15 protein-coding genes are annotated in these 21187 nt (G+C 69.8%); 8 read left to right on the top strand and 7 right to left on the bottom strand.

Translation table 11 applies throughout. The features are described from left to right. Positions 1–57: 57 nt before the first annotated feature. From WJ35_RS02540 to WJ35_RS02520, 5 genes are all read right to left on the bottom strand, one after another. The gene (locus tag WJ35_RS02540) at positions 58–1506 is read right to left on the bottom strand and encodes a sensor domain-containing diguanylate cyclase (protein ID WP_060234963.1); all 1449 of its coding nucleotides are present in this window, start codon (positions 1504–1506) and stop codon (positions 58–60) included. Positions 1507–1831: 325 nt separating this feature from the next. Continuing rightward, positions 1832–3010, bottom strand: a complete 1179-nt coding sequence (locus WJ35_RS02535) for an acetyl-CoA C-acyltransferase (RefSeq protein WP_060234964.1) — start codon at positions 3008–3010, stop codon at positions 1832–1834. 47 nt (positions 3011–3057) lie between these two features. Then, on the bottom strand, positions 3058–3690 hold the full coding sequence (gene pncA, locus WJ35_RS02530) for a bifunctional nicotinamidase/pyrazinamidase (RefSeq protein ID WP_060234965.1): 633 nt from the start codon (positions 3688–3690) through the stop codon (positions 3058–3060). 43 nt (positions 3691–3733) lie between these two features. Beyond that, complete coding sequence (locus WJ35_RS02525; protein WP_060234966.1) at positions 3734–5818, bottom strand: 3-hydroxyacyl-CoA dehydrogenase NAD-binding domain-containing protein; 2085 nt, start codon at positions 5816–5818, stop codon at positions 3734–3736. Between the two features lie 152 nt (positions 5819–5970). Beyond that, positions 5971–7608, bottom strand: a complete 1638-nt coding sequence (locus WJ35_RS02520) for a 3-(methylthio)propionyl-CoA ligase (RefSeq protein ID WP_060234967.1) — start codon at positions 7606–7608, stop codon at positions 5971–5973. 153 nt (positions 7609–7761) lie between these two features. On the opposite strand from WJ35_RS02520, the gene WJ35_RS02515 reads away from it, so the two are divergent. The 5 genes from WJ35_RS02515 (at position 7762) to WJ35_RS02495 (ending at position 11574) form a co-directional block, all read left to right on the top strand. Beyond that, positions 7762–9339, top strand: coding sequence for a protein adenylyltransferase SelO (locus WJ35_RS02515; protein WP_060234968.1), 1578 nt, complete (start codon positions 7762–7764; stop codon positions 9337–9339). A gap of 38 nt (positions 9340–9377) precedes the next feature. After that, entirely contained in the window at positions 9378–9809 is a 432-nt protein-coding gene (gene msrB / locus WJ35_RS02510; RefSeq protein ID WP_069238684.1) for a peptide-methionine (R)-S-oxide reductase MsrB, read from the top strand. Positions 9810–9932: 123 nt separating this feature from the next. Next, positions 9933–10463: a septation protein A gene (locus WJ35_RS02505; RefSeq protein WP_010092152.1), complete on the top strand. Its 531-nt coding sequence runs from the start codon at positions 9933–9935 to the stop codon at positions 10461–10463. Between the two features lies 1 nt (position 10464). Further along, a complete protein-coding gene (locus tag WJ35_RS02500) occupies positions 10465–10773 on the top strand; it encodes a BolA family protein (RefSeq protein WP_045567664.1) in 309 nt (102 codons plus the stop codon). 21 nt (positions 10774–10794) lie between these two features. Then, on the top strand, positions 10795–11574 hold the full coding sequence (locus tag WJ35_RS02495) for a peptidylprolyl isomerase (protein WP_010092150.1): 780 nt from the start codon (positions 10795–10797) through the stop codon (positions 11572–11574). 78 nt (positions 11575–11652) lie between these two features. On the opposite strand, the gene WJ35_RS02490 is transcribed toward WJ35_RS02495, so the two are convergent. Together WJ35_RS02490 and purL are read right to left on the bottom strand one after the other, a co-directional pair. Further along, the gene (locus WJ35_RS02490) at positions 11653–12195 is read right to left on the bottom strand and encodes a GNAT family N-acetyltransferase (protein ID WP_060234969.1); all 543 of its coding nucleotides are present in this window, start codon (positions 12193–12195) and stop codon (positions 11653–11655) included. A 9-nt stretch (positions 12196–12204) separates the two neighbouring features. Further along, complete coding sequence (gene purL, locus WJ35_RS02485) at positions 12205–16269, bottom strand: phosphoribosylformylglycinamidine synthase (RefSeq protein WP_069238683.1); 4065 nt, start codon at positions 16267–16269, stop codon at positions 12205–12207. Positions 16270–16509: 240 nt separating this feature from the next. On the opposite strand from purL, the gene WJ35_RS02480 reads away from it, so the two are divergent. The 3 genes from WJ35_RS02480 to pgi all read left to right on the top strand — a co-directional run bounded on the left by WJ35_RS02480 (position 16510) and on the right by pgi (position 21146). Continuing rightward, a complete protein-coding gene (locus WJ35_RS02480) occupies positions 16510–17814 on the top strand; it encodes an FAD-dependent oxidoreductase (protein WP_069238682.1) in 1305 nt (434 codons plus the stop codon). A gap of 53 nt (positions 17815–17867) precedes the next feature. Continuing rightward, a complete protein-coding gene (locus WJ35_RS02475; RefSeq protein ID WP_069238681.1) occupies positions 17868–19415 on the top strand; it encodes an NAD(P)H-hydrate dehydratase in 1548 nt (515 codons plus the stop codon). Positions 19416–19523: 108 nt separating this feature from the next. Next, positions 19524–21146 carry a glucose-6-phosphate isomerase gene (gene pgi, locus WJ35_RS02470; protein WP_060234973.1) on the top strand — a complete coding sequence of 541 codons (1623 nt, stop codon included), beginning with the start codon at positions 19524–19526 and terminating at the stop codon, positions 21144–21146. Positions 21147–21187 lie beyond the last annotated feature (41 nt).

Genomic DNA, 21187 nt, shown 5'->3' with positions numbered 1-21187 from the left:
AGCCGCACGGCGCGCGCGGCCACCTCCGGGGCCTGTTCAGCGCGCGGCGCGCGACGATCAGTGCGCGACGACGCGATTGCGCCCTTCGCGCTTCGCCTGATACAGCCGCTCGTCCACCGCGCGCAGCAGCGCGTCCACCGTGCTGCCGTCGATCCCGTACTGCGCGACGCCGACGCTGACCGTCACCTGCACCCGCTTGAAATCGAGCCCGAACGGCGCGCTCGCGATCGACGAGCGCAGGCGTTCGGCCGTCATCCGCGCGCCCTCGAGCGGCATCTCCGGCAGCAGCGCCATGAATTCCTCGCCGCCGACCCGCGCAATCCCGCCCGCCGGCCGGACCACGAACTCGTCGCCACCGCCCCGCGCGGTCCCGCTCCCCGGCCGGATCGCCTCGATGCATTGCCGCACGACGCCGCGCAGCACCTCGTCGCCGATCTGGTGCCCGTACGCGTCGTTGATGTTCTTGAAGTTGTCGAGATCGAACGCGAGCAGCGAGAACGGCGTGCCGTCGCGTTCCGCGCGCTGGATCTCGCGTTCGACGAGGCCGATGAACTGGCGGCGGTTCGACGCGCCCGTCAGCGGGTCGGTCGCGGCCAGGTATTCGAGTTTCTGGTTGGTGCGCCGCAGTTCCTGCAACGCGCTCTCGGTGCGCGACATCGATTCCGACAGCCGGCTCATCAGGTCTTCCTGGCTGTAGATCGCCGAAAACGAACGCGTGGTCTGCAGCGCCTGCACGACGCCGTAGCTCAGCAGGAAGAACCCGCCCGCGAAGATCGCATGCGCGAGCCACCACATGTGGTTCCACGGCTTGCCGAGAATGAACGCGAGCGACGACAGCGCGAACGCCGTGATCGACATCCCGTAGATCGCCATCAGCGGCGAGCGGATGCGCCGCGCGAGCAGCACGCCGACGTTGAGCATCGAGAACACCATCGCGCCGCCCTCCATCGACAGGCGGGTGCCGAGCGCGCCGGCGACGGGCGAATACGCGATATATGCAACCGCGGCATCGACGACCAGGAAGAACACGATCCACGGCAGCCAGGTGCGCGGGCTCGTGCGCCGGTCGGCGCGATCGGACGGCCGCGAATACGACATCAGGCCGGTCAGCAGCAGGATCGCCATCACGAGCCGCGATGCCGGGCCGTACAGCAGGAACAGCCAGATGTTGTGATGCGCCATCCCGGTGAAGAGGCCGTGCAGCGCATAGATCATCGCGAAGCCGAGAAAGCCGAGCGTCAGCCAGCGCAGCAGCGGTTCGCCGGACGAGCGGTAGCACACCCACGTCACGTACGTGACGAAGGCGCCCTCGAGCGTCGCCGCGGCGATCGCGAATTCATGGAACGCGTGGCTCTCGAACGTCAGGTGCGGATCGCCGAAGATCCACAGGTATGCGATGAGATAGGCCGGCAGCAACGCGAATCCGATCAGCAGGCACTTCGCGTAGATCTTCGCGACGGCGCTGACGGCGCGCGGCGGCTCGCTTGCAGTGTAGGTCGTGCTCAATTCGGCCCCCGATCGATCCGCTGCGTTGTTCGAATACGAAAGACGCCGGACCACGACACACCGCCCGCCCCAGCTTACGGGGCATGCGCGGCGACCGTCTGCGCGACGCGCTATCCGGCCCCTAATACCGAAAGGCAAATGTCAGAGGCTAGTATAGGTGGGGCGATTCGTTTGACAAGTAAGGGGAAACGGCATCGGTGCAGCCACGCGGATTGATTCGCGTCCGTATCGGATCGCGCGGATCGGACCCATCGCCGTATGCGGGTAGAGCCCCCGGACGGTTGCGCAGCCCGCGGGCGAACAACACACGCCGGCTGCGCCAAGGTCAGACGATTTCGAACAGGCCGGCCGCGCCCTGTCCGCCGCCGATGCACATCGTCACGACCGCGTATTTCACGCCACGCCGCTTGCCTTCGATCAGCGCGTGGCCGGTCAGGCGCGCGCCCGACACGCCGTACGGATGCCCGACCGCGATCGCGCCGCCGTTCACGTTGAGCCGGTCCTCGGGAATGCCGAGCGTGTCGCGGCAATACAGCACCTGCACCGCGAACGCCTCGTTGAGCTCCCACAGGCCGATGTCCTCGACCTTCAGCCCGGCCTGCTTCAGCAGCTTCGGCACCGCGAACACCGGGCCGATGCCCATCTCGTCCGGCTCGCAGCCGGCGACCGCGAAGCCGCGGAACACGCCGAGCGGCTGCAGGCCTTCCTTCTGCGCGGCATCGGCGCTCATCACCACGCACGCGGACGCGCCGTCGGAGAACTGGCTCGCGTTGCCGGCGGTGATCACGCCGCCCGGCACGGCCGAGCGGATCTTCGACACGCCGTCGAGCGTCGTGTCCGGCCGGATGCCTTCGTCGGCCGACACTGTCACTTCCTTCGTGAAGAGCCGTCCGGTCGCCTTGTCGGCAATGCCGGCGCGCACGGTGATCGGCACGATCTCGGCGTCGAAGCGCCCGGCCGCCTGCGCGGCCGCCGCCTTCAGCTGCGACTGCACGCCGTATTCGTCCTGCCGCTCCTTCGAGATCCCGTAGCGCTTCGCGACGTTCTCGGCGGTCTGCAGCATGTTCCAGTAGATCTCCGGCTTGTGTTCGAGCAGCCAGCCCTCGTGCACCATGTGCCGGTTCATTTCGTTCTGCACGCACGAGATCGACTCGACGCCGCCCGCCACGTATACGTCGCCTTCGCCCGCGATGATCCGCTGCGCGGCGAGCGCGATCGTCTGCAGACCGGACGAGCAGAAGCGGTTCACCGTCATGCCCGGCACGCTCACCGGCAGCCCCGCGCGCAGCGCGATCTGGCGCGCGATATTGACGCCCGTCGCGCCTTCCGGGTTCGCACAGCCCATGATCACGTCCTCGACGCGCGCGGGGTCGAGCCCGGTGCGTTCGAGCGCAGCGGAAACCACGTGGCCGCCGAGCGTCGCGCCGTGCGTCATGTTGAAGGCCCCACGCCACGATTTCGCCAGCGGCGTGCGCGCAGTCGATACGATTACGGCTTCGGTCATGCGAGTCTCCTTCCTGTTCCTGCTTCCTGGATGAATGAGTGAATGCGCTACGCCGCCGGGTGCGCGCCGGCCGACGCGACCCGCGTCACGCCCGCCGCCTGCAGCTGTTGCCATGCGTTCGCGAGCGACCCGTTCAGGTCGATCGCGCGGCATGCGTCGTCGATCACCGCGGCGTCGAAGCCGGCCGCCCGCGCGTCGAGCGCCGACCACGCAACGCAAAAGTCGGTCGCGAGCCCGCAGCACCACACGCGCTTCGCGCCGAGTTCGCGCAGGTAGCCGGCAAGGCCCGTGCGCGTCGTGCGATCGGCTTCGACGAAGGCCGAATAGCTGTCGACCTGCGCGTCGCTGCCCTTGCGGATCACGAGGCGCGCGTGCGGAATGTCGAGGTCGCGATGCAGCGCCGCGCCGTCGGTGCCCTGCACGCAGTGCACGGGCCACAGCACCTGCTCGCCGTACGGCAGCGCGAGCGTCGAGAACGGCTCGCGCCCCGGATGGTTCGCCGCGAACGACACGTGGTCGCGCGGATGCCAGTCCTGCGTCAGCACCACCTGGTCGAAACGCGCGGCGAGCGCATTGATGACCGGCACGACCGCGTCGCCGTCCGGCACCGCGAGCGCGCCGCCGGGCATGAAGTCGTATTGCACGTCGATCACGAGCAGAACGTCGTCGGTGTGTTTCATCGCGTTTCTCCCAAAGGCGCCGCGCGGCAGCACGGCAGCGCCGTCAGCCGTTGAAGCCGCGTCCGGCCTGCGCGAGCTCGGCGATCGACGGCGCGAGCTGCCACGCGTCGCCGTTCGCGGCGGCCGCATAGCGGCGGATCGCCCGCTCGACGTTGTAGAGGCCGACCGTGTCCGCGTACAGCATCGGGCCGCCGCGCCACAGCGGGAAGCCGTAGCCGGTCAGGTACACCATGTCGATGTCGGACGCCTTCGACGCGATCTTCTCCTCGAGAATCTTCGCGCCTTCGTTGACGAGCGCGAACACGAGCCGCTCGACGATCTCGTCGTCGCCGATCTTGCGCCGCTCGACGCCGCGCTCCTGCGAATACGCGACGATCATCTCGTCGACGAGGGCCGACGGCTTCGCCTTGCGCTCGCCCGGCGCGTAGTCGTACCAGCCCGCGCCGGTCTTCTGTCCGAAGCGGCCCTGCTCGCACAGGCGATCGGCGATCTTCGGGTAATGGAGGTCCGGCTTCTCGACATAGCGCCGCTTGCGGATCGCCCAGCCGATGTCGTTGCCGGCGAGGTCGCTCATCCGGAACGGGCCCATCGCGAAGCCGAACTTCTCGATCGCGCGATCGACCTGCGCGGGCAGCGCGCCTTCCTCGAGCATGAACAGCGCCTGGCGGATGTACTGCTCGATCATCCGGTTGCCGATGAAGCCGTCGCACACGCCCGACACCACCGCGGTCTTGCGGATCTTCTTCGCGATCGCCATCACGGTCGCGAGCACGTCTTTCGCGGTGGCTTCGCCGCGCACGACCTCGAGCAGCTTCATCACGTTCGCCGGGCTGAAGAAATGCATGCCGACGACGTCCTGCGGCCGCTTCGTGAACGCGGCGATCCGGTTCACGTCGAGCGTCGACGTGTTCGACGCGAGGATCGCGCCCGGCTTCGCGGCTTCGTCGAGCTGGCGGAATACCTGCTCCTTCACGCCGAGCTCCTCGAACACGGCCTCGATGATCAGGTCGGCGTCCTTCAGGTCGGCGTAGGACAGCGTCGGCGTGATCAGCGCCATGCGCGCGTCGAGCTTCTCCTGCGTGAGCTTGCCCTTCTTCACCTGCGCGTCGTAGTTCTTGCGGATCGTCGCGAGCCCGCGCTCGAGCGCGTCCTGCTTCGTTTCGAGCAGCGTGACGGGCAGGCCCGCGTTCACGAAGTTCATCGCGATGCCGCCGCCCATCGTGCCCGCGCCGATCACCGCGACCCGGCGGACCTCGCGCACCGGCGTGTCGGCCGGCACGTCGGGAATCTTGCTCGCCGCGCGCTCACCGAAGAACGCATGCCGCAGCGCGCGGCTTTCCGGCGTCATCATCAGCGCGACGAAGCCGTCGCGCTCCGCGATGACACCGTGGTCGAAGCCGTGCAGCACGCCCGCTTCGATCGCGTCGATGCACTTGTGCGGCGCGGGGAAGTTCGGCGCGGCGGCCTTCGCCGAGTTGCGCGCGAACTGGATGAAGCCCGCGGCGTTCTCGTGGACGATCTTGCGGTCGCGCACGCGCGGATGCGACCCCGCCTGCGCACCGACCTTGCGGGCGAACGCGACGGCCGCGTCGAGCAGGTCGCCCTCGGCCATCGCGTCGAACAGCCCGCTCTTCGCGAGCTGCTCGGACGGCACCGGCGCGCCCGACACGATCATGTTCAGCGCGGTCTCGAGCCCGACCGCGCGCGGCAGGCGCTGCGTGCCGCCCGCGCCCGGCAGCAGGCCGAGCTTCACCTCCGGCAGCGCGATCTGCGCGCCGGGCGCCGCGATCCGGTAATGCGCGCCGAGCGCGAGCTCGAGGCCGCCGCCCATCGCGACGCTGTGGATCGCGACCACGACCGGCTTCGCGCTCGCTTCCACCGTGCGGATCACGGTGTGCAGCGTCGGCTCCTGCAGCGCCTTCGGGGTATTGAATTCGGTGATGTCGGCGCCGCCCGAGAAGGCGCGGCCCGCGCCCGTCAGCACGATCGCGGCGACGGCCGGGTCCTGCGCGGCGCGATCGAGCCCTTCCATGATGCCGAGCCGGGTCGACAGACCGAGCCCGTTGACGGGCGGATTGTTGAGCGTGATGACGGCGACGCCGTCGCGAATCGAGTAATCCACTGCCATCTGTCTGCCTCCATGCATCGCGCGCCGGGGTGGCTGCGCTTCATTGTGCGCGGGTGAACAGCCGCTTGTCCAAGACGAACGGAGGCAGCATACAACGAAAAAGCACGGTCGTTCAATTTGAATTTGAACGCGATTCGGGGGCGGAACAACTGCTAGCAGACCGCCGTCGGCAGCGTGTAATCCCGGAACATCTCGCGCAGCTTCAGCTTCTGCAGCTTGCCCGTAGCGGTATGCGGCAGCGCGTCGACGAACACGACGTCGTCGGGAATCCACCATTTCGCGACCTTGCCGTCATAGAACGCGAGCAGCTCCTCGCGGCTCACGTCGGCGCCGTCCCGCAGGACGACGACCAGCAGCGGCCGCTCGGTCCACTTCGGATGCGCGCAGGCGATGCACGCGGCCTCGGCGACCGCCGGATGCGCGACCGCGACGTTCTCGATGTCGATCGAGCTGATCCACTCGCCGCCCGACTTGATCACGTCCTTGCTGCGGTCGGTGATCTGCAGGAAGCCGTCCGGATCGATCGTCGCGACGTCGCCGGTCGGGAACCAGCCGTCCGCGAGCGGCGACGCGTCGCTGCGGAAGTAGTGGTCGACCACCCACGGCCCGCGCACCTGCAGCTCGCCGAACGCGACGCCGTCCCACGGCAACTCGCGGCCGTCGTCGCCGACGATCCGCATGTCGACGCCGCAGATCACGCGCCCCTGCTTCTCGAGCACCTTGCGCTGCGCGTCGAGCGGACGCTGCGACTGCGCCCAGGTCAGCTTCGCGAGCGTGCCGAGCGGCGACATCTCGGTCATGCCCCACGCGTGGATCACCCGCACGCCGTACTCGTCCTCGAACGTGCGCAGCATCGCCGGCGGGCACGCGGAGCCGCCGATCACGGTGCGCTCGAGCGTCGAGAAGCGCACGCCCGCTTCGCGCATGTAGTCGAGCAGCCCGAGCCACACGGTCGGCACGCCCGCCGAGAAGGTCACGCGCTCGGCCTCCATCAGCGCGTACAGCGACTTGCCGTCGAGGTCCTTGCCGGGCAGCACGAGCTTGCCGCCCGTGAGCGGCACCGAGTAAGGCAGCCCCCATGCGTTGACATGGAACATCGGCACGACGGGCAGCACCGCGTCCATCGCGGACAGGTTCATCGCGTCGGGCAGCGCCGCGCCGTACGCGTGCAGCACGGTCGAGCGATGCGAATACAGCACGCCCTTCGGGTTGCCGGTCGTGCCCGACGTGTAGCAGAGCCCCGACGCCTGCTGCTCGTCGAGGCGCGGCCAGTCGTAGCGGCCGTCCTCCGCGTCGACGAGCGTCTCGTAGCACAGGAACGGCGTCGCGCCGGCGGGCAGGTGCGCGGCGTCGGTCATCGCGATCCAGCCCCGCACGTGCGGGCATTGCGGCGCGAGCGCGTCGACGAGCGGCGCGAAATTGATGTCGAAGAAGACGTAGCGGTCTTCCGCATGGTTGACGATATAGGCGATCTGCTCGGGAAACAGGCGCGGGTTGATCGTGTGGCAGACGGCGCCCATGCCGCTGATCCCGTAGTACGCCTCCAGATGCCGGTAGCCGTTCCATGCGAGCGTGCCGACGCGCTCGCCCGCCGCGACGCCGAGCCGCGCGAGCGCCTGCGCGAGCTGCTTCGCGCGCCGTTCGCAGTCGCGATACGTGTAGCGATGCAGGTCGCCCTCGATCCGCTTCGACACGATCTCGACCGCGCCCGCGTGACGCGCGGCATGCGTGATCAACGAGGACACCAGGAGCGGCATGTCCATCATCTGGCCCAGCAACGGCTTGCCCATCGTCTTGTTCTCCCCGGAAGGACGCGAATCGGTGTACGGCCTCGGGCCGGCGCGAGCCCGTCAACGGCGCGGGCCGGTGCCGCGGCCCGGCGCGCCGCCATGCGGGCGGCGCGGCGCCGCCTTACAATATCGGCTAAACCAGAGGCGCTCAACATGTCGTTTTCCCGAAGCGCAGCCGATCCGGCTGACACCCTGCCCGACCTCCCCGATCTTGCCGCCACGCTCGGCGCGCCCGCCGACGGCGCATTCGTGCGGCTCGGCGCGGCATTTCATACGCGCCTGCCGGCCGCGCCGCTGCCCGCCCCCTACGTGGTCGGCTTCTCCGACGAAGTCGCGCGGCTGCTCGGGCTGCCGGCGGCGCTCGCCGGCCATCCGCAGTTCGCCGAGCTGTTCGCCGGCAATCCGACCCGAGACTGGCCCGCGGAGGCAATGTCGTACGCGTCGGTCTATTCGGGCCACCAGTTCGGCGTATGGGCCGGCCAGCTCGGCGACGGCCGCGCGCTGACCATCGGCGAGCTCGACGGCACGGACGGCCGCCGCTACGAGCTGCAGCTGAAGGGCAGCGGCCGCACGCCGTACTCGCGAATGGGCGACGGACGCGCGGTGCTGCGCTCGTCGATCCGCGAGTTCCTGTGCTCCGAGGCGATGCATCACCTCGGCATTCCGACCACGCGCGCACTGACCGTGATCGGCTCCGACGCGCCGGTGGTCCGCGAGGAAATCGAAACGTCGGCCGTCGTCACGCGCGTGTCCGAAAGCTTCGTGCGTTTCGGCCACTTCGAGCACTTTTTCTCGAACGACCGCCCCGACCTGCTGCGCGCGCTCGCCGATCACGTGATCGAGCGCTTCTACCCGGCCTGCCGCGACGCGGACGATCCGTACCTCGCGCTGCTCGAAGCGGCGACGCTGCGCACCGCCGACCTCGTCGCGCAATGGCAGGCGGTCGGCTTCTGCCACGGCGTGATGAACACCGACAACATGTCGATCCTCGGCGTGACGATCGACTACGGCCCGTTCGGCTTCGTCGACGCGTTCGACGCGAACCACATCTGCAACCACTCCGACACGCACGGCCGCTACGCGTACCGGATGCAGCCGCGCATCGCGCACTGGAACTGCTACTGCCTCGCGCAGGCGCTGCTGCCGCTGATCGGGCTGCAGCACGACATCGCCGCCGACGACGCGCGCGCCGAACGCGCGGTCGAGGACGCGCAGGCCGTGCTCGCGAAGTTTCCGGAACGCTTCGGCCCCGCGCTCGAACGCCTGATGCGCGCGAAGCTCGGCCTCGAGGCCGAACGCGACGGCGACGCCGCGCTTGCGAACCGGCTGCTCGAGGTCATGCACGCGAGCCATGCGGACTTCACGCTGACGTTCCGCCATCTGTCGCAATTGTCGAAGCACGACGCGAGCCGCGATGCGCCGGTGCGCGACCTGTTCATCGACCGCGACGCGTTCGACGCATGGGCGAACCTCTACCGCGCACGCCTGTCCGAGGAAGCACGCGACGATGCGGCGCGCGCCGCCGCGATGAACCGCGTGAATCCGAAGTACGTGCTGCGCAACCATCTGGCCGAGATCGCGATCCGGCACGCGAAGGAGAAGGATTTTTCCGAAGTCGAACGGCTCGCGCAGGTGCTGCGCCGGCCGTTCGACGAACAGCCAGAATACGCGTCGTACGCGGCGCTTCCGCCCGACTGGGCCGGCTCGCTCGAAGTGAGCTGCTCGTCGTGACGCCCGCGTCCCGACCGTTCCATCAGGAGAAACGACCCATGTCCCACGATTCAGACGACAAGTCCTATCCGTACCAGAAAGACGACGCGGAACTGCGCCGCCGGCTCACGCCGATGCAGTACGAGGTCACGCAGCACGCGGCGACCGAGCGCGCATTCACCGGCGAATACACCGATACGGAAGACGCCGGCATCTACAAGTGCGTCGTATGCAGCACGCCGCTGTTCGAATCCGGCGCGAAATTCCATTCCGGCTGCGGCTGGCCCAGCTACTTCAAGCCGCTCAACAGCGAAGTGATCGAGGAAGTGATGGACTACACGCACGGGATGGTGCGCGTCGAGGTCCGCTGCAACCACTGCGGCGCGCATCTCGGCCACGTGTTCGAGGACGGCCCGCGCGACCAGACCGGCTTGCGGTACTGCATCAATTCGGCTGCGTTAAACTTCGACTCCCGACCCGAAAACGAATGAGCGTCACCGCGCGGATCGATCGGCACAGCGTCGCCCGCTGCGCCGCTCCCGGCGGTAGCGCCCCGCGGGTCCCCACCACGGTGAAAGGCCGCGCAAGCGGCCTTTCACGCAGCTGCGATCATCATGAAATTTTTGTTCGATCTGTTTCCGATCATCCTGTTTTTCGCCGCCTTCAAGGTGTGGGATATCTTCACCGCGACCGCCGTCGCGATCGTCGCGACGCTCGTTCAAGTCGCGTGGGTGGCGTTCCGGCACCGGAAGGTCGACACGCTGCAGTGGGTCAGCCTCGGACTGATCGTCGTGTTCGGCGGCGCGACGCTCGTGCTGCACAACCAGAAATTCATTCAGTGGAAATTGACGGTGCTTTACTGGCTATTTGCAATCGGCCTGCTCGCCGCGCGCTATGCGTTCGGCAACAACCTGATCGAGAAAATGATGGGCAAGCAGCTCACGCTGCCGCACCCCGTCTGGGACAGGCTCAACGTCGCATGGTCGCTGTTCTTCGCGGCGCTCGGCGCGGTCAACCTGTACGTGATGCGCAACTTCACCGAGTCGCAGTGGGTAAACTTCAAGCTGTTCGGCACGACGGGCGCGATGGTCGTGTTCATCATCCTGCAGAGCCTCTGGCTCGCAAAATACCTGAAGGACGAGTGACATGAGCGATGCCTTCCTGAACGCATCGCCCGACGCGCGCATCGCGCTGATCGAGGCGCGCCTCACCGCCGCGCTCGCGCCCGTGTCGCTCGCGGTGCGCGACGACAGCGCGCAGCACGCGGGCCACGCGGGCGCGGCCGCCGGCGGCCACTACACGGTCACGATCGTGTCCGCCGCATTCGCCGGCAAGGCGCGCGTCGCCCGGCACCGGCTGGTGTATGATGCGCTCGCTGATGCGATGCAGCGCGGCATTCACGCGCTCGCGATCGTCGCGTACACGCCCGAAGAATTCAACGAATCTTCAATCTAGTCGTCTCATTAGGAATTCCCGATGATCCTGAAATCCCCCCGCCTGTGGGCCGCAGCGGCCGCTCTCGCAGCAGCGCCGGCCTTCGCCCAGAACATCGCCGTCGTCAACGGCACGCCGATTCCGAAGTCGCGCGCCGACGCGATGGTCGCGCAGCTGGTCCAGCAAGGCCAGCCCGACAGCCCGCAGATGCAGCAGGCCGTGCGCCAGGAACTCGTGAACCGCGAAATCCTGATGCAGGAAGCCATTCGCCGCGGCATCCCGAACCGTCCGGACGTGAAGGCGCAAGTCGCCGTCGCGCAGCAGACCGTCGTGCTGCGCGCGTTGATCGAAGACTTCCTGAAGAAAAACCAGCCGACCGACGCCGAAGTGAAGGCGCGCTACGACGAACTGGTGAAGGGTGCCGCGAACCGCGAACTCCACCTGCACCACATCCTCGTCGACAACGAGCAGCAGGCGAAGGACCTGATCGCGAAGATCAAGGCCGGCGCGAAGTTCGAGGATCTCGCGAAGCAATACTCGAAGGACCCAGGTTCGGGCAAGAACGGCGGCGATCTCGACTGGGCCGATCCGAAGGCGTACGTGCCGGAATTCGCGGCGGCCGCGACGAAGTTGCAGAAAGGCCAGATGACCGACGAACCGGTGAAGACCCAGTTCGGCTGGCACATCATCCGCGTCGACGACGTCCGCAGCGTCGCGCCGCCCCCGTTCGACCAGGTCAAGCCGCAGATCGCGCAACAGATGGTCCAGCAGAAGCTGCAGGCGTTCGAGGAAAGCCTGCGGCAGCAGGCCAAGGTGCAGTAACGCCACGCTGCGCCGCATACGAAAAAGCCGCTCCACGGAGCGGCTTTTTCGTTTGGCCAGCGGCGATGCGCAGTGCCGCTACGCGTGGAAAGACGCGTGATACCGCACTTCACCCGCCGGACGTGGCGCGGCGGCATCGAACGGCAGCACCATCAGGTATTCCGGCGGCGCCTGCGGAAACACGATGTCGCCCGCGGGCCCGAAGCCGAAGCGCGCGTAATAGGCGGGCTCGCCGAGCACGACGCAGCCGCGCACGCCGAGCCGCCGCAGCGCATCGAGACCGGTGCGCACGAGCCCCGCGCCGACGCTTTGCCGCTGGCAGTCGGGCAGCACCGCGAGCGGCGCGAGCGCGTACCAGCCCGATTCACCGCCGTCGCCGACTGTCCCGATCGTCACCGGGGAAAACGCGACGTGCCCGATGATGCGCTCGTCGCGCTCCGCGACGAGCGACACGCTGAGGCAGCCGTCCGCACGCAGCGCGTCGACGATCCGCTGCTCGAACTGCCCGTGCTGCGGCGCAGCCGCGAACGCCGCGGCGATCACGCGGGCAATCGCCGCGACGTCGCTCGCGCGCTCGTCGCGCAGCGTGACGACGTCGACCGGCGCATGCGGATCGAACATCGCGTCGCGTCAGCCGATCCAGCGGCGCGCGTTGCGGAACACGCGCAGCCACGGGCTCGCCTCGCCCCAGCCTTCCGGGTGCCAGCTCATCGTGACCGTACGGTGCACGCGCTCCATGTGCGGCATCAGCACCGTGAAGCGGCCGTCGGCGGTCGTCACCGACGTGATGCCGGCGGGCGACCCGTTCGGGTTGAACGGATAGCTCTCGGTCGCGTTGCCGCGATGGTCGACGTAGCGCATCGCGACCGCGACGCGATCGATGTCGCCCTGCTGCGAGAAGTCCGCATAGCCTTCGCCGTGCGCGACTGCGACCGGAATCCGCGAGCCTTCCATCCCCGCGAAGAAGATCGACGGCGACGACTGGACCTCGACGAACGAGAAGCGCGCCTCGAACTGCTCGGACTTGTTGCGCGTGAACTTCGGCCATGCGTCCGCACCCGGGATCATCGACGCGAGGCTCGACAGCATCTGGCAGCCGTTGCAGATGCCGAGCGCGAACGTGTCCTGCCGCGCGAAGAACGCCGAGAACATGTCGGCGAGGTTCGCGTTGAAGCGGATCGTCTTCGCCCAGCCCTCGCCCGCGCCCAGCACGTCGCCGTACGAGAAGCCGCCGCACGCGACCGCGCCCGTGAAGTCGGCGAGCGTCGCGCGGCCCGCGAGCAGGTCGCTCATGTGCACGTCGTGCGCGTCGAAGCCCGCGCGGTCGAACGCATACGCGGTTTCGAGGTGCGAGTTCACGCCCTGCTCGCGCAGGATCGCGACACGCGGACGCGCGCCCGTCGCGATGTACGGCGCGGCGATGTCGTCGGCCGGCTCGAACGTCAGCACCGGCGAAATGCCCGGGTCGGCCGCGTCGAGCAGCGCGTCGTATTCGGCGTCCGCGCAGGCCGGGTTGTCGCGCAGGCGCGCGATGCGCCAGCTCACCTCGCCCCACGCGCGATGCAGCTCGGCGCGCGGCGCGTCGTAGATCTTCTTCGCGTCGCGGTACACCTCGATCACGTCGCGCTCGTTGACCGAGCCGATCACGTGCGAGCACGTCGACAGCCCGAACTCGCGCAGCGCGCCGAGCACCGCGTCGCGGTCCGCCGCGCGCACCTGCACGACGGCGCCGAGCTCTTCCGAGAACAGCGCGCGCAGCGTGCGGTCCTCGCGGCGGCCGCTCGTCTGCTTCGCCCAGTCCTTCGCGTCGCCGTAGTCGGATTCATGATTGGCGTCGAGCGTCAGCATGTCGACGTTCAGCGACACGCCCGCGTGGCCCGCGAACGCCATTTCGCAGACCGTCGCCCACAGGCCGCCGTCCGAGCGGTCGTGGTACGCAAGCAGCAAGCCTCGCGCATTCAGCGACTGGATCGCGTTGAAGAAGCGCTTCAGGTCTTCCGGATCGTCGACGTCCGGCGTCGCGTCGCCGACCTGCTGCGTGACCTGCGCGAAGATGCTGCCGGCCATCCGGTTCTTGCCGCGGCCGAGGTCGATCGCGATCAGCACGCTGTCGCCGGCGTCGGCGACGCGCTGCAGCTGCGGCGTCAGGTGGCGGCGCACGTCTTCGACCGGCGCGAACGCGGAGATGATCAGCGAGACCGGCGCGACCACTTCCTTCGCGACGCCCTGCTCGTCCCACTTCGTCTTCATCGACAGCGAGTCCTTGCCGACCGGGATGCCGATGCCGAGCGCCGGGCACAGCTCCATGCCGATCGCCTTCACCGTGTCGAACAGCGCGGCGTCTTCGCCGGCGGTGCCGCACGCGGCCATCCAGTTCGCGGACAGCTTCAGCTTGTCGAGCGACGCGATCGGCGCGCTCGCGATGTTGGTGATCGCCTCGCCGACCGCCATGCGGCCCGACGCCGGCGCGTCGATCACGGCGAGCGGCGTGCGCTCGGCCATCGTCATCGCCTCGCCCCTGAAGCCCGCGTAGTCGAGCGCCGTCACCGCGCAGTCGGCCACCGGCACCTGCCACGGGCCGACCATCTGGTCGCGCACGGACGTGCCGCCGACCGAGCGGTCGCCGATCGTGATCAGGAACGACTTGCTCGCGACCGTCGGGTGCTTCAGCACGTCGACGGCGACCTGTGCGAGCGCGACGCCCGTCACGTCGACCGGCGCGCGCTCGGTGCTCACGCGCGTGACGTCGCGGTGCATGCGCGGCGGCTTGCCGAGCAGCACTTCCATCGGCATGTCGACCGGGTATTCGTCAGCGCCCGTCGCCTGGTCGTCGACGAGCCGCAGCTGGCGCTCGTCCGTCGCGACGCCGACCACCGAGAACGGGCAGCGCTCGCGCGCGCAGATCGCCTCGAAGCGCGGCAGGTCGGCCGGCGCGATCGCCAGCACGTAGCGCTCCTGCGCCTCGTTCGACCAGATCTCGCGCGGCGACAGGCCCGACTCCTCGAGCGCGACCTTGCGCAGCTCGAAGCGCGCGCCCTTGCCCGCGCCGTCGACGATCTCGGGGAACGCGTTCGACAGGCCGCCCGCGCCGACGTCGTGAATGCTCAGGATCGGGTTCTCGTCGCCGAGCTGCCAGCAGCCGTTGATCACTTCCTGCGCGCGCCGCTCGATTTCCGGATTGCCGCGCTGCACCGAGTCGAAGTCGAGCTCGGCCGTGTTCGCGCCGGTCGCCATCGAGCTCGCCGCGCCGCCGCCCATGCCGATCCGCATGCCCGGGCCGCCGATCTGGATCAGCAGGGAGCCGGCCGGCACATCGTGCTTGTGCGTGTGCGCGTCGGAGATGTTGCCGAGGCCGCCCGCGATCATGATCGGCTTGTGATAGCCGCGCACCTGGCCGCCGACGTTCTGCTCGTACACGCGGAAGTAGCCGCCGAGGTTCGGGCGGCCGAATTCGTTGTTGAACGCGGCGCCGCCGAGCGGGCCGTCGATCATGATCTGCAGCGGCGACGCGATGCGGTCCGGGCGGCCGTACGGGCCGTGCTGCTCGTTCGGGTTGCGCTCGGCCACCGGCTGCGCGGCGTCGCGTGCGTTTTCCCACGGCTGGCGCGCGTCGGGCAGGTCGAGGTTCGACACCGTGAAGCCCGTCAGGCCCGCCTTCGGACGCGCGCCGCGGCCCGTCGCGCCTTCGTCGCGGATTTCGCCGCCCGCGCCGGTCGCCGCGCCCGGGAACGGCGAGATCGCCGTCGGGTGGTTGTGCGTCTCGACCTTCATCAGCGTGTGCGTGAGCTCGGTGTGGCGGCCGTAGCGCTCGCCGGGCTCGCCGGCCGCGCCCGCGCCGCGCGGGAACCAGCGCTCCGCTTCGGCACCCATCATGATCGACGAGTTGTCCGAATACGCGACGATCGTGCCTTGCGGGCTCAGCTTTTCGGTGTTGCGGATCATCGCGAACAGCGACATGTCCTGCGCTTCGCCGTCGATCGTCCACTGCGCGTTGAAGATCTTGTGGCGGCAGTGCTCGCTGTTCGCCTGCGCGAACATCATCAGCTCGACGTCGGTCGGGTTGCGCTCGAGCTTGCGGAACGCGTCGACCAGGTAGTCGATCTCGTCGTCGGCGAGCGCGAGGCCCAGCTCGACGTTCGCGCGCTCGAGCGCGCCGCGGCCGTGCGCGAGCACGTCGACCGTCGCGAGCGGCTTGGCCGGCAGCTCGTCGAACAGGTGCTTCGCGTCGTCGCGCGACGTGACCGCGCTTTCGGTCATCCGGTCGTGCAGCGCAGCCGCGACCGCGGCGCGCGCGTCGTCGGACAGCGCCTTCTTGCCGCCGAGCAGGCCCGACTTCAGCGTGACCGTGTACTCGACGCCGCGCTCGATGCGGCGCACGTGCGTGAGGCCGCAGTGCTGCGCGATGTCGGTCGCCTTGCTCGCCCACGGCGAGACCGTGCCGAAGCGCGGCAGCACGACGAAAGTCTCGGCCGCGCCCTTCTCGGCCGCCGGCTCGAACGGCGCGCCGTAGTGCATCAGCGCGTCGATGCGTGCGCTGTCATCGGCCGACAGCGGCTCGGCGGCATTGACGAAGTGCAGGTACTGGCCGCGCACCGCGACGATGTTGGCGTCGATTTGCCTGAGCGTATCGAGCAGACGGGTTTGACGGAAATCGGAGAGGGCCGAAGCGCCGGGAAAACACGAGAAGTGAGCCATGGGCTGGACTGACGTCGATGAGTCGCGCACGGTGGCGACGTGGGGCAAAAGGAAGGCCGTAATTATACCCGGAAGTCGGGCGCCCAAACCCGTCCGCGGCGCGCGCCGGGCGTGCCCGAACCGGTCGCGGGCCGCGCGCCGCCGGTTTGGCGCTATCATTGCCGGTTCACCGGGCCCCGCGGCCCGTCACGCGAATCACCCACCGGGCGGCCGGACGGCCGCCCGTCATCGAAGCAATCCATGGATGTCATCGTCATCGGCGGCGGAATCAGCGGCGTCGCCACCGCCTACCAGCTGCGCGCGGCCGGCCATCGCGTGTGCGTGGTCGAACGCCACGCGACCGTCGCGCAAGGCGCGACCTACGGCGATGGCGGCACGCTGCTGCCGAGCCCGCTCGACGTGTGGTTCGGGCCGACCTTCATGCGCCAGCGCCAGCCGCGCGACAGCGGCATCGTCTATAAGCCCGGGCTGAACGGCGGCGTGCGCCGCTTCGTGAAGCGGCTCGGCGAGCTGCGCGAGCCCGACGCGTTCGCCACCCAGTACGCACGGCTGCGCCCGCTGGTCGACGCGTCGCGCGACGCGCTCGCCGACATCGAAGCCCGCTTCGATCTCGACTTCGAGCAGAAGACCGGCGTGCTGCACGTCGTGCGCGACGCCGGCGACTGGGAGGCCGCGCAGCCCGCGCTCGAGCTGCTGCGCACGCTCGACCTGCCGCACCGCGTGCTGACGGCCGCCGAATGCGCGGCGCTCGAGCCGTCGGTGCCCGCCGAGCCCGGCTTCGCCGGCGGCGTGCTGCTCGAGAGCGAGCGCACCGCGAACTGCCCGCTGTTCACGAAGCTGGTCAAGCAGGTGCTCGACGAGCACGGCGTGCAGTTCCGCTTCGGCGCCGAAGTCGCCGCGATCCGCGCGGACGCCGGCCGCGCCGCGGTCGAGCTCGCGCCGCCGGGCGGCGACCGGCGCGCGTCGAAGGCGCGCGAGGTCGACGTGATTTCCGCCGACGCGATCGTGGTCGCCGCCGGCGCGAGCAGCCTCGCGCTGCTCGAGCGGCTCGGCATGCGCGTGCCGCTGCATCCGGTGCGCGTCCACACGCTGACCGCGCCGGTCGCCTACGTCGAACACGCGCCGCACCTGGCCGTCGTCGATTCGATCAAGCGCATCGCGATGACCCGCACCCACCAGCGGCTGCGCGTCGGCGGCGGCGCGGTGCTGCAGAGCCTGCCGGACACCGCGCGGCCGCTCGCCGAACCGTTGTCGGAGGCCGCGCTCGCGCTGCTCGGCCAGGCCGTCCACGACTGGGTGCCCGGCGCCGCGAAGATCTCCGCGGCGCTGTCGTGGCAGGGCACGCAGCTGCTGTCGCCGGACGGCCTGCCGGTCGTCGGCCCGACCTCGCATCCGCGCGTGTTCGCCAATTTCGGGCACGGCCCGGCCGGTTGGGGCCTCGCATGCGGGTCTGCTAAAGTGGTGGCGGATTACATCGGCGGCGCCACGCAGCACTGGCCCGCCGACACGCTCGCCGCGCTCGGCGCCGCACGCTTCACGACCTGACCGCCGCGGGCCGACGTCCGGGGCGGCTCCTTGCTCCGCACCACGACCCCGCGATGACCACCACTGCCCACCCGCCCCTCGCCGCCGCTCCGATCGCCCTGCTGCGCGTCGCCGACCTGCGCGCCGCGGAAACCGCCGCGGCCGCGGCGCTGCCGCCGCACACGCTGATGGCGCGCGCCGGCGCCGCCGCCGCGCGCTGGCTGTCCGAACGCGTGGGCGGCGACGACCGCCCCGTCTGGTTCGCGGTCGGCCCCGGCAACAACGGCGGCGACGCGCTCGTCGCGGCGGCGGAACTGCAGCGGCTCGGCGTCGCGACGCACGTGTGGATGCCCGTCGCGGTGAAGCCCGACGACGCGCAATGGGCGCTCGGCGTCGCCCGCGCCGCCGGCGTGCCGGTCTCGGCGGAGCCGCCCGCCTCGCTCGACGGCTACGCATGGGTCGTCGACGGCCTGTTCGGCATCGGTCTCGGCCGCGCGCTCGACGGCGCGTTCGCGGACCTCGCCGGACGCATCGCCACGCGCGCGCGCACCGTCGGCCGCGTGCTCGCGCTCGACGTGCCGAGCGGGCTCGACAGCGACACCGGCAGGATCGTCGGCGCGGGCGCCGCGGTCGCCGCGACGCATACGCTGACCTTGATCGGCGCGAAGCCGGGCCTCTACATGGGCGACGGCCGCGATCTCGCCGGCGAGATCGCCGTCGCGTCGCTCGACGTCCCGTCGCCGGCCGCGCCCGCGGTGACGCTGAACGCCCCGGCACGATTCGCCGCCGCGCTGCCCGCGCGCGCGTTCGCGTCGCACAAGGGCACGTTCGGCAGCCTGGCCGTGATCGGCGGCGACACCGGCATGTGCGGCGCGCCGATCCTCGCCGCGCGCGCCGCGCTGTTCGCCGGCGCGGGCAAGGTGCACGTCGGCTTCCTGGGCGCCGACGCGCCGCCTTACGACCCGCCGTTTCCCGAACTGATGCTGCATCCGGCCGACGCGCTGGATCTCGATGCGATGACCGCGGTCGCGGCCGGCTGCGGCCTCGGCACGCGCGAAGCCGCGGCGACGCTCGTGCGCGACCTGCTCGCGCACGACGTGCCCACGCTGCTCGACGCCGATGCGCTGAACCTGGTCGCCGCGCACGCCGATCTCGCGGCAGCGGTCGCGGCGCGCGGCGCGCACGGCCGCGCGTGCGTCCTGACCCCGCATCCGCTCGAGGCGGCCCGGCTGCTCAGCTGCGACACCGCGGCCGTGCAGCGCGACCGCCTCGACGCCGCGCACGCGCTCGCCGCGCGCTTCGCGAGCGTCGTCGTGCTGAAGGGCGCCGGCACCGTGATCGCCGCGCCCGACGGCCGCCTGACGGTCAATCCGACCGGCAACGCGGCGCTCGCGTCGGGCGGCACCGGCGACGTGCTCGGCGGCCTGATCGGCGCGCTGCTCGCGCAGCGCGCCGACCCGTACGCCGCCGCGCTCGCGGGCGTCTACCTGCACGGCCTCGCGGCCGACACGCTGGTCGCGAACGGCACGGGCCCGGCCGGCCTGACGGCGGGCGAGCTCGCGCCGACGGTGCGCACGCTGATCAATCGCCTTTTTTACCCGTCGACGCGCGCGGACACATAACGCCGCTATACTGAGTCCCCCGCCGCACGGCGGGCCCTTCGTCCGCCGGCGGTCCGCTTCCGACGCGCCGGCGCGGCATTCCTCGATTCACGCTTCACACGAACCGCCATGACGCTGAAATCGTTCCCCGCCTGGACTGCCCTGCAAAACCACTTCGAACAGATCCGCAACGCCCGGTTGCGCGACTGGTTTGCCCCGGAAAACGATCCCGCGCCCACCCGCGCCGAGCGCTTCACGCTCTCGGGCGGCGGCCTCGCCGCCGACTTCTCGAAGAACCGCATCACCGACGAGACCGTGCGCCTGCTCGCGCAGCTCGCGCGCGACGCCGGCGTCGAGGCGCGCCGCGACGCGATGTTCGCGGGCGACGTCGTCAACCCGACCGAAGGCCGCGCGGCGCTGCACACCGCGCTGCGCGCGACCGATCCGCTTGCGCCGTTCCATGCGCAGGTCAGCGCCGAGCGCGCAAAGATGGCGACGTTTGCGCGCGCCGTGCGCAGCGGCGCGTGGACCGGCTACACCGGCAAGCGCATCCGCCACGTGATCAACATCGGCATCGGCGGCTCGGACCTCGGCCCGAAGATGGTCGTGCACGCGCTGCACCACGTCGCGACGCCCGAGATCTCGACCCACTTCGTGTCGAACGTCGACGGCGCCGATCTCGCGCGCGTGCTCGAGCAGGTCGATCCGGAAGAGACGCTCGCGATCATCGTGTCGAAGACCTTCACGACGCTCGAGACGATGACGAACGCGCGCTCGCTGCGCGACTGGTTCGTCGCGAAGGGCTGCCCGGGGGACGCGCTGTCGAAGCACTTCGTCGGCGTGTCGGCGAACCCCGCCGAGGTCGTCCGGTTCGGCATCGACGAGAACAACGTGTTCGAGATGTGGGACTGGGTCGGCGGCCGCTACTCGCTGTGGTCGGCAGTCGGCCTATCGATCATGATCGCGATCGGCCCGGAACAGTTCGACGAGCTGCTCGCCGGCGCGAACGACATGGACCGCCATTTCCGCGAAGCGCCGCTCGAGCGCAACCTGCCGGTGCTGCTCGGGATGATCGGCATCTGGTATCGCAACTTCTTCGGCTCGCAAAGCTACCTCGTCGCGCCGTATTCGGAAGCGCTGCATTACCTGCCGTCGTACCTGCAGCAGCTCGAGATGGAGAGCAACGGCAAGTCCGCGCGCCTCGACGGCACGTTCGTCGACTACCCGACGTCCGCCGTGACCTGGGGCGAGCCGGGCACCAACGGCCAGCATGCATTCTTCCAGATGCTGCACCAGGGGCCGACGATCGTGCCGATCGACTTCGTCGCGGTGCTGACGCCCGAGCATCCGCTCGCGAGCCATCATCCGAAGCTGCTCGCGAACTGCTTCGCGCAGAGCGAGGCATTGATGCTCGGCCGCACGCTCGACGAAGCGCGCAAGGTCGCCGGGCCCGGCAACGAGGCGCTCGCGCCGCACCTGACGTTCCCCGGCAACCGCCCGACGACGACGCTGCTCGTCGACGCGCTGACGCCCCGCTCGCTCGGCGCGCTGATCGCGCTCTACGAGCACAAGGTGCTGGTGCAGGCGTCGGTGTGGCAGATCAATCCGTTCGACCAGTGGGGCGTCGAGCTCGGCAAGATCCTCGGCAAGGTGGTCGAGGCCGACCTGGCCGCCGAGGCGGTCGATCCGGCAAAGCACGATTCATCGACCACCGCGCTGATCGCCCGCGCGCGCGCCGCGCTCAAGCGCTGACGCGCACCGGCCGCGCATGCACGCGCGGCCGGGCCGTCGAC

The sequence above is a fragment of the Burkholderia ubonensis genome (genome assembly GCF_001718695.1).
Classification (GTDB): Bacteria; Pseudomonadota; Gammaproteobacteria; order Burkholderiales; family Burkholderiaceae; genus Burkholderia; species Burkholderia ubonensis_B.
Note: the sequence above shows the minus strand (reverse complement) of the source record. Positions and strands in the feature narration are given on the sequence as shown.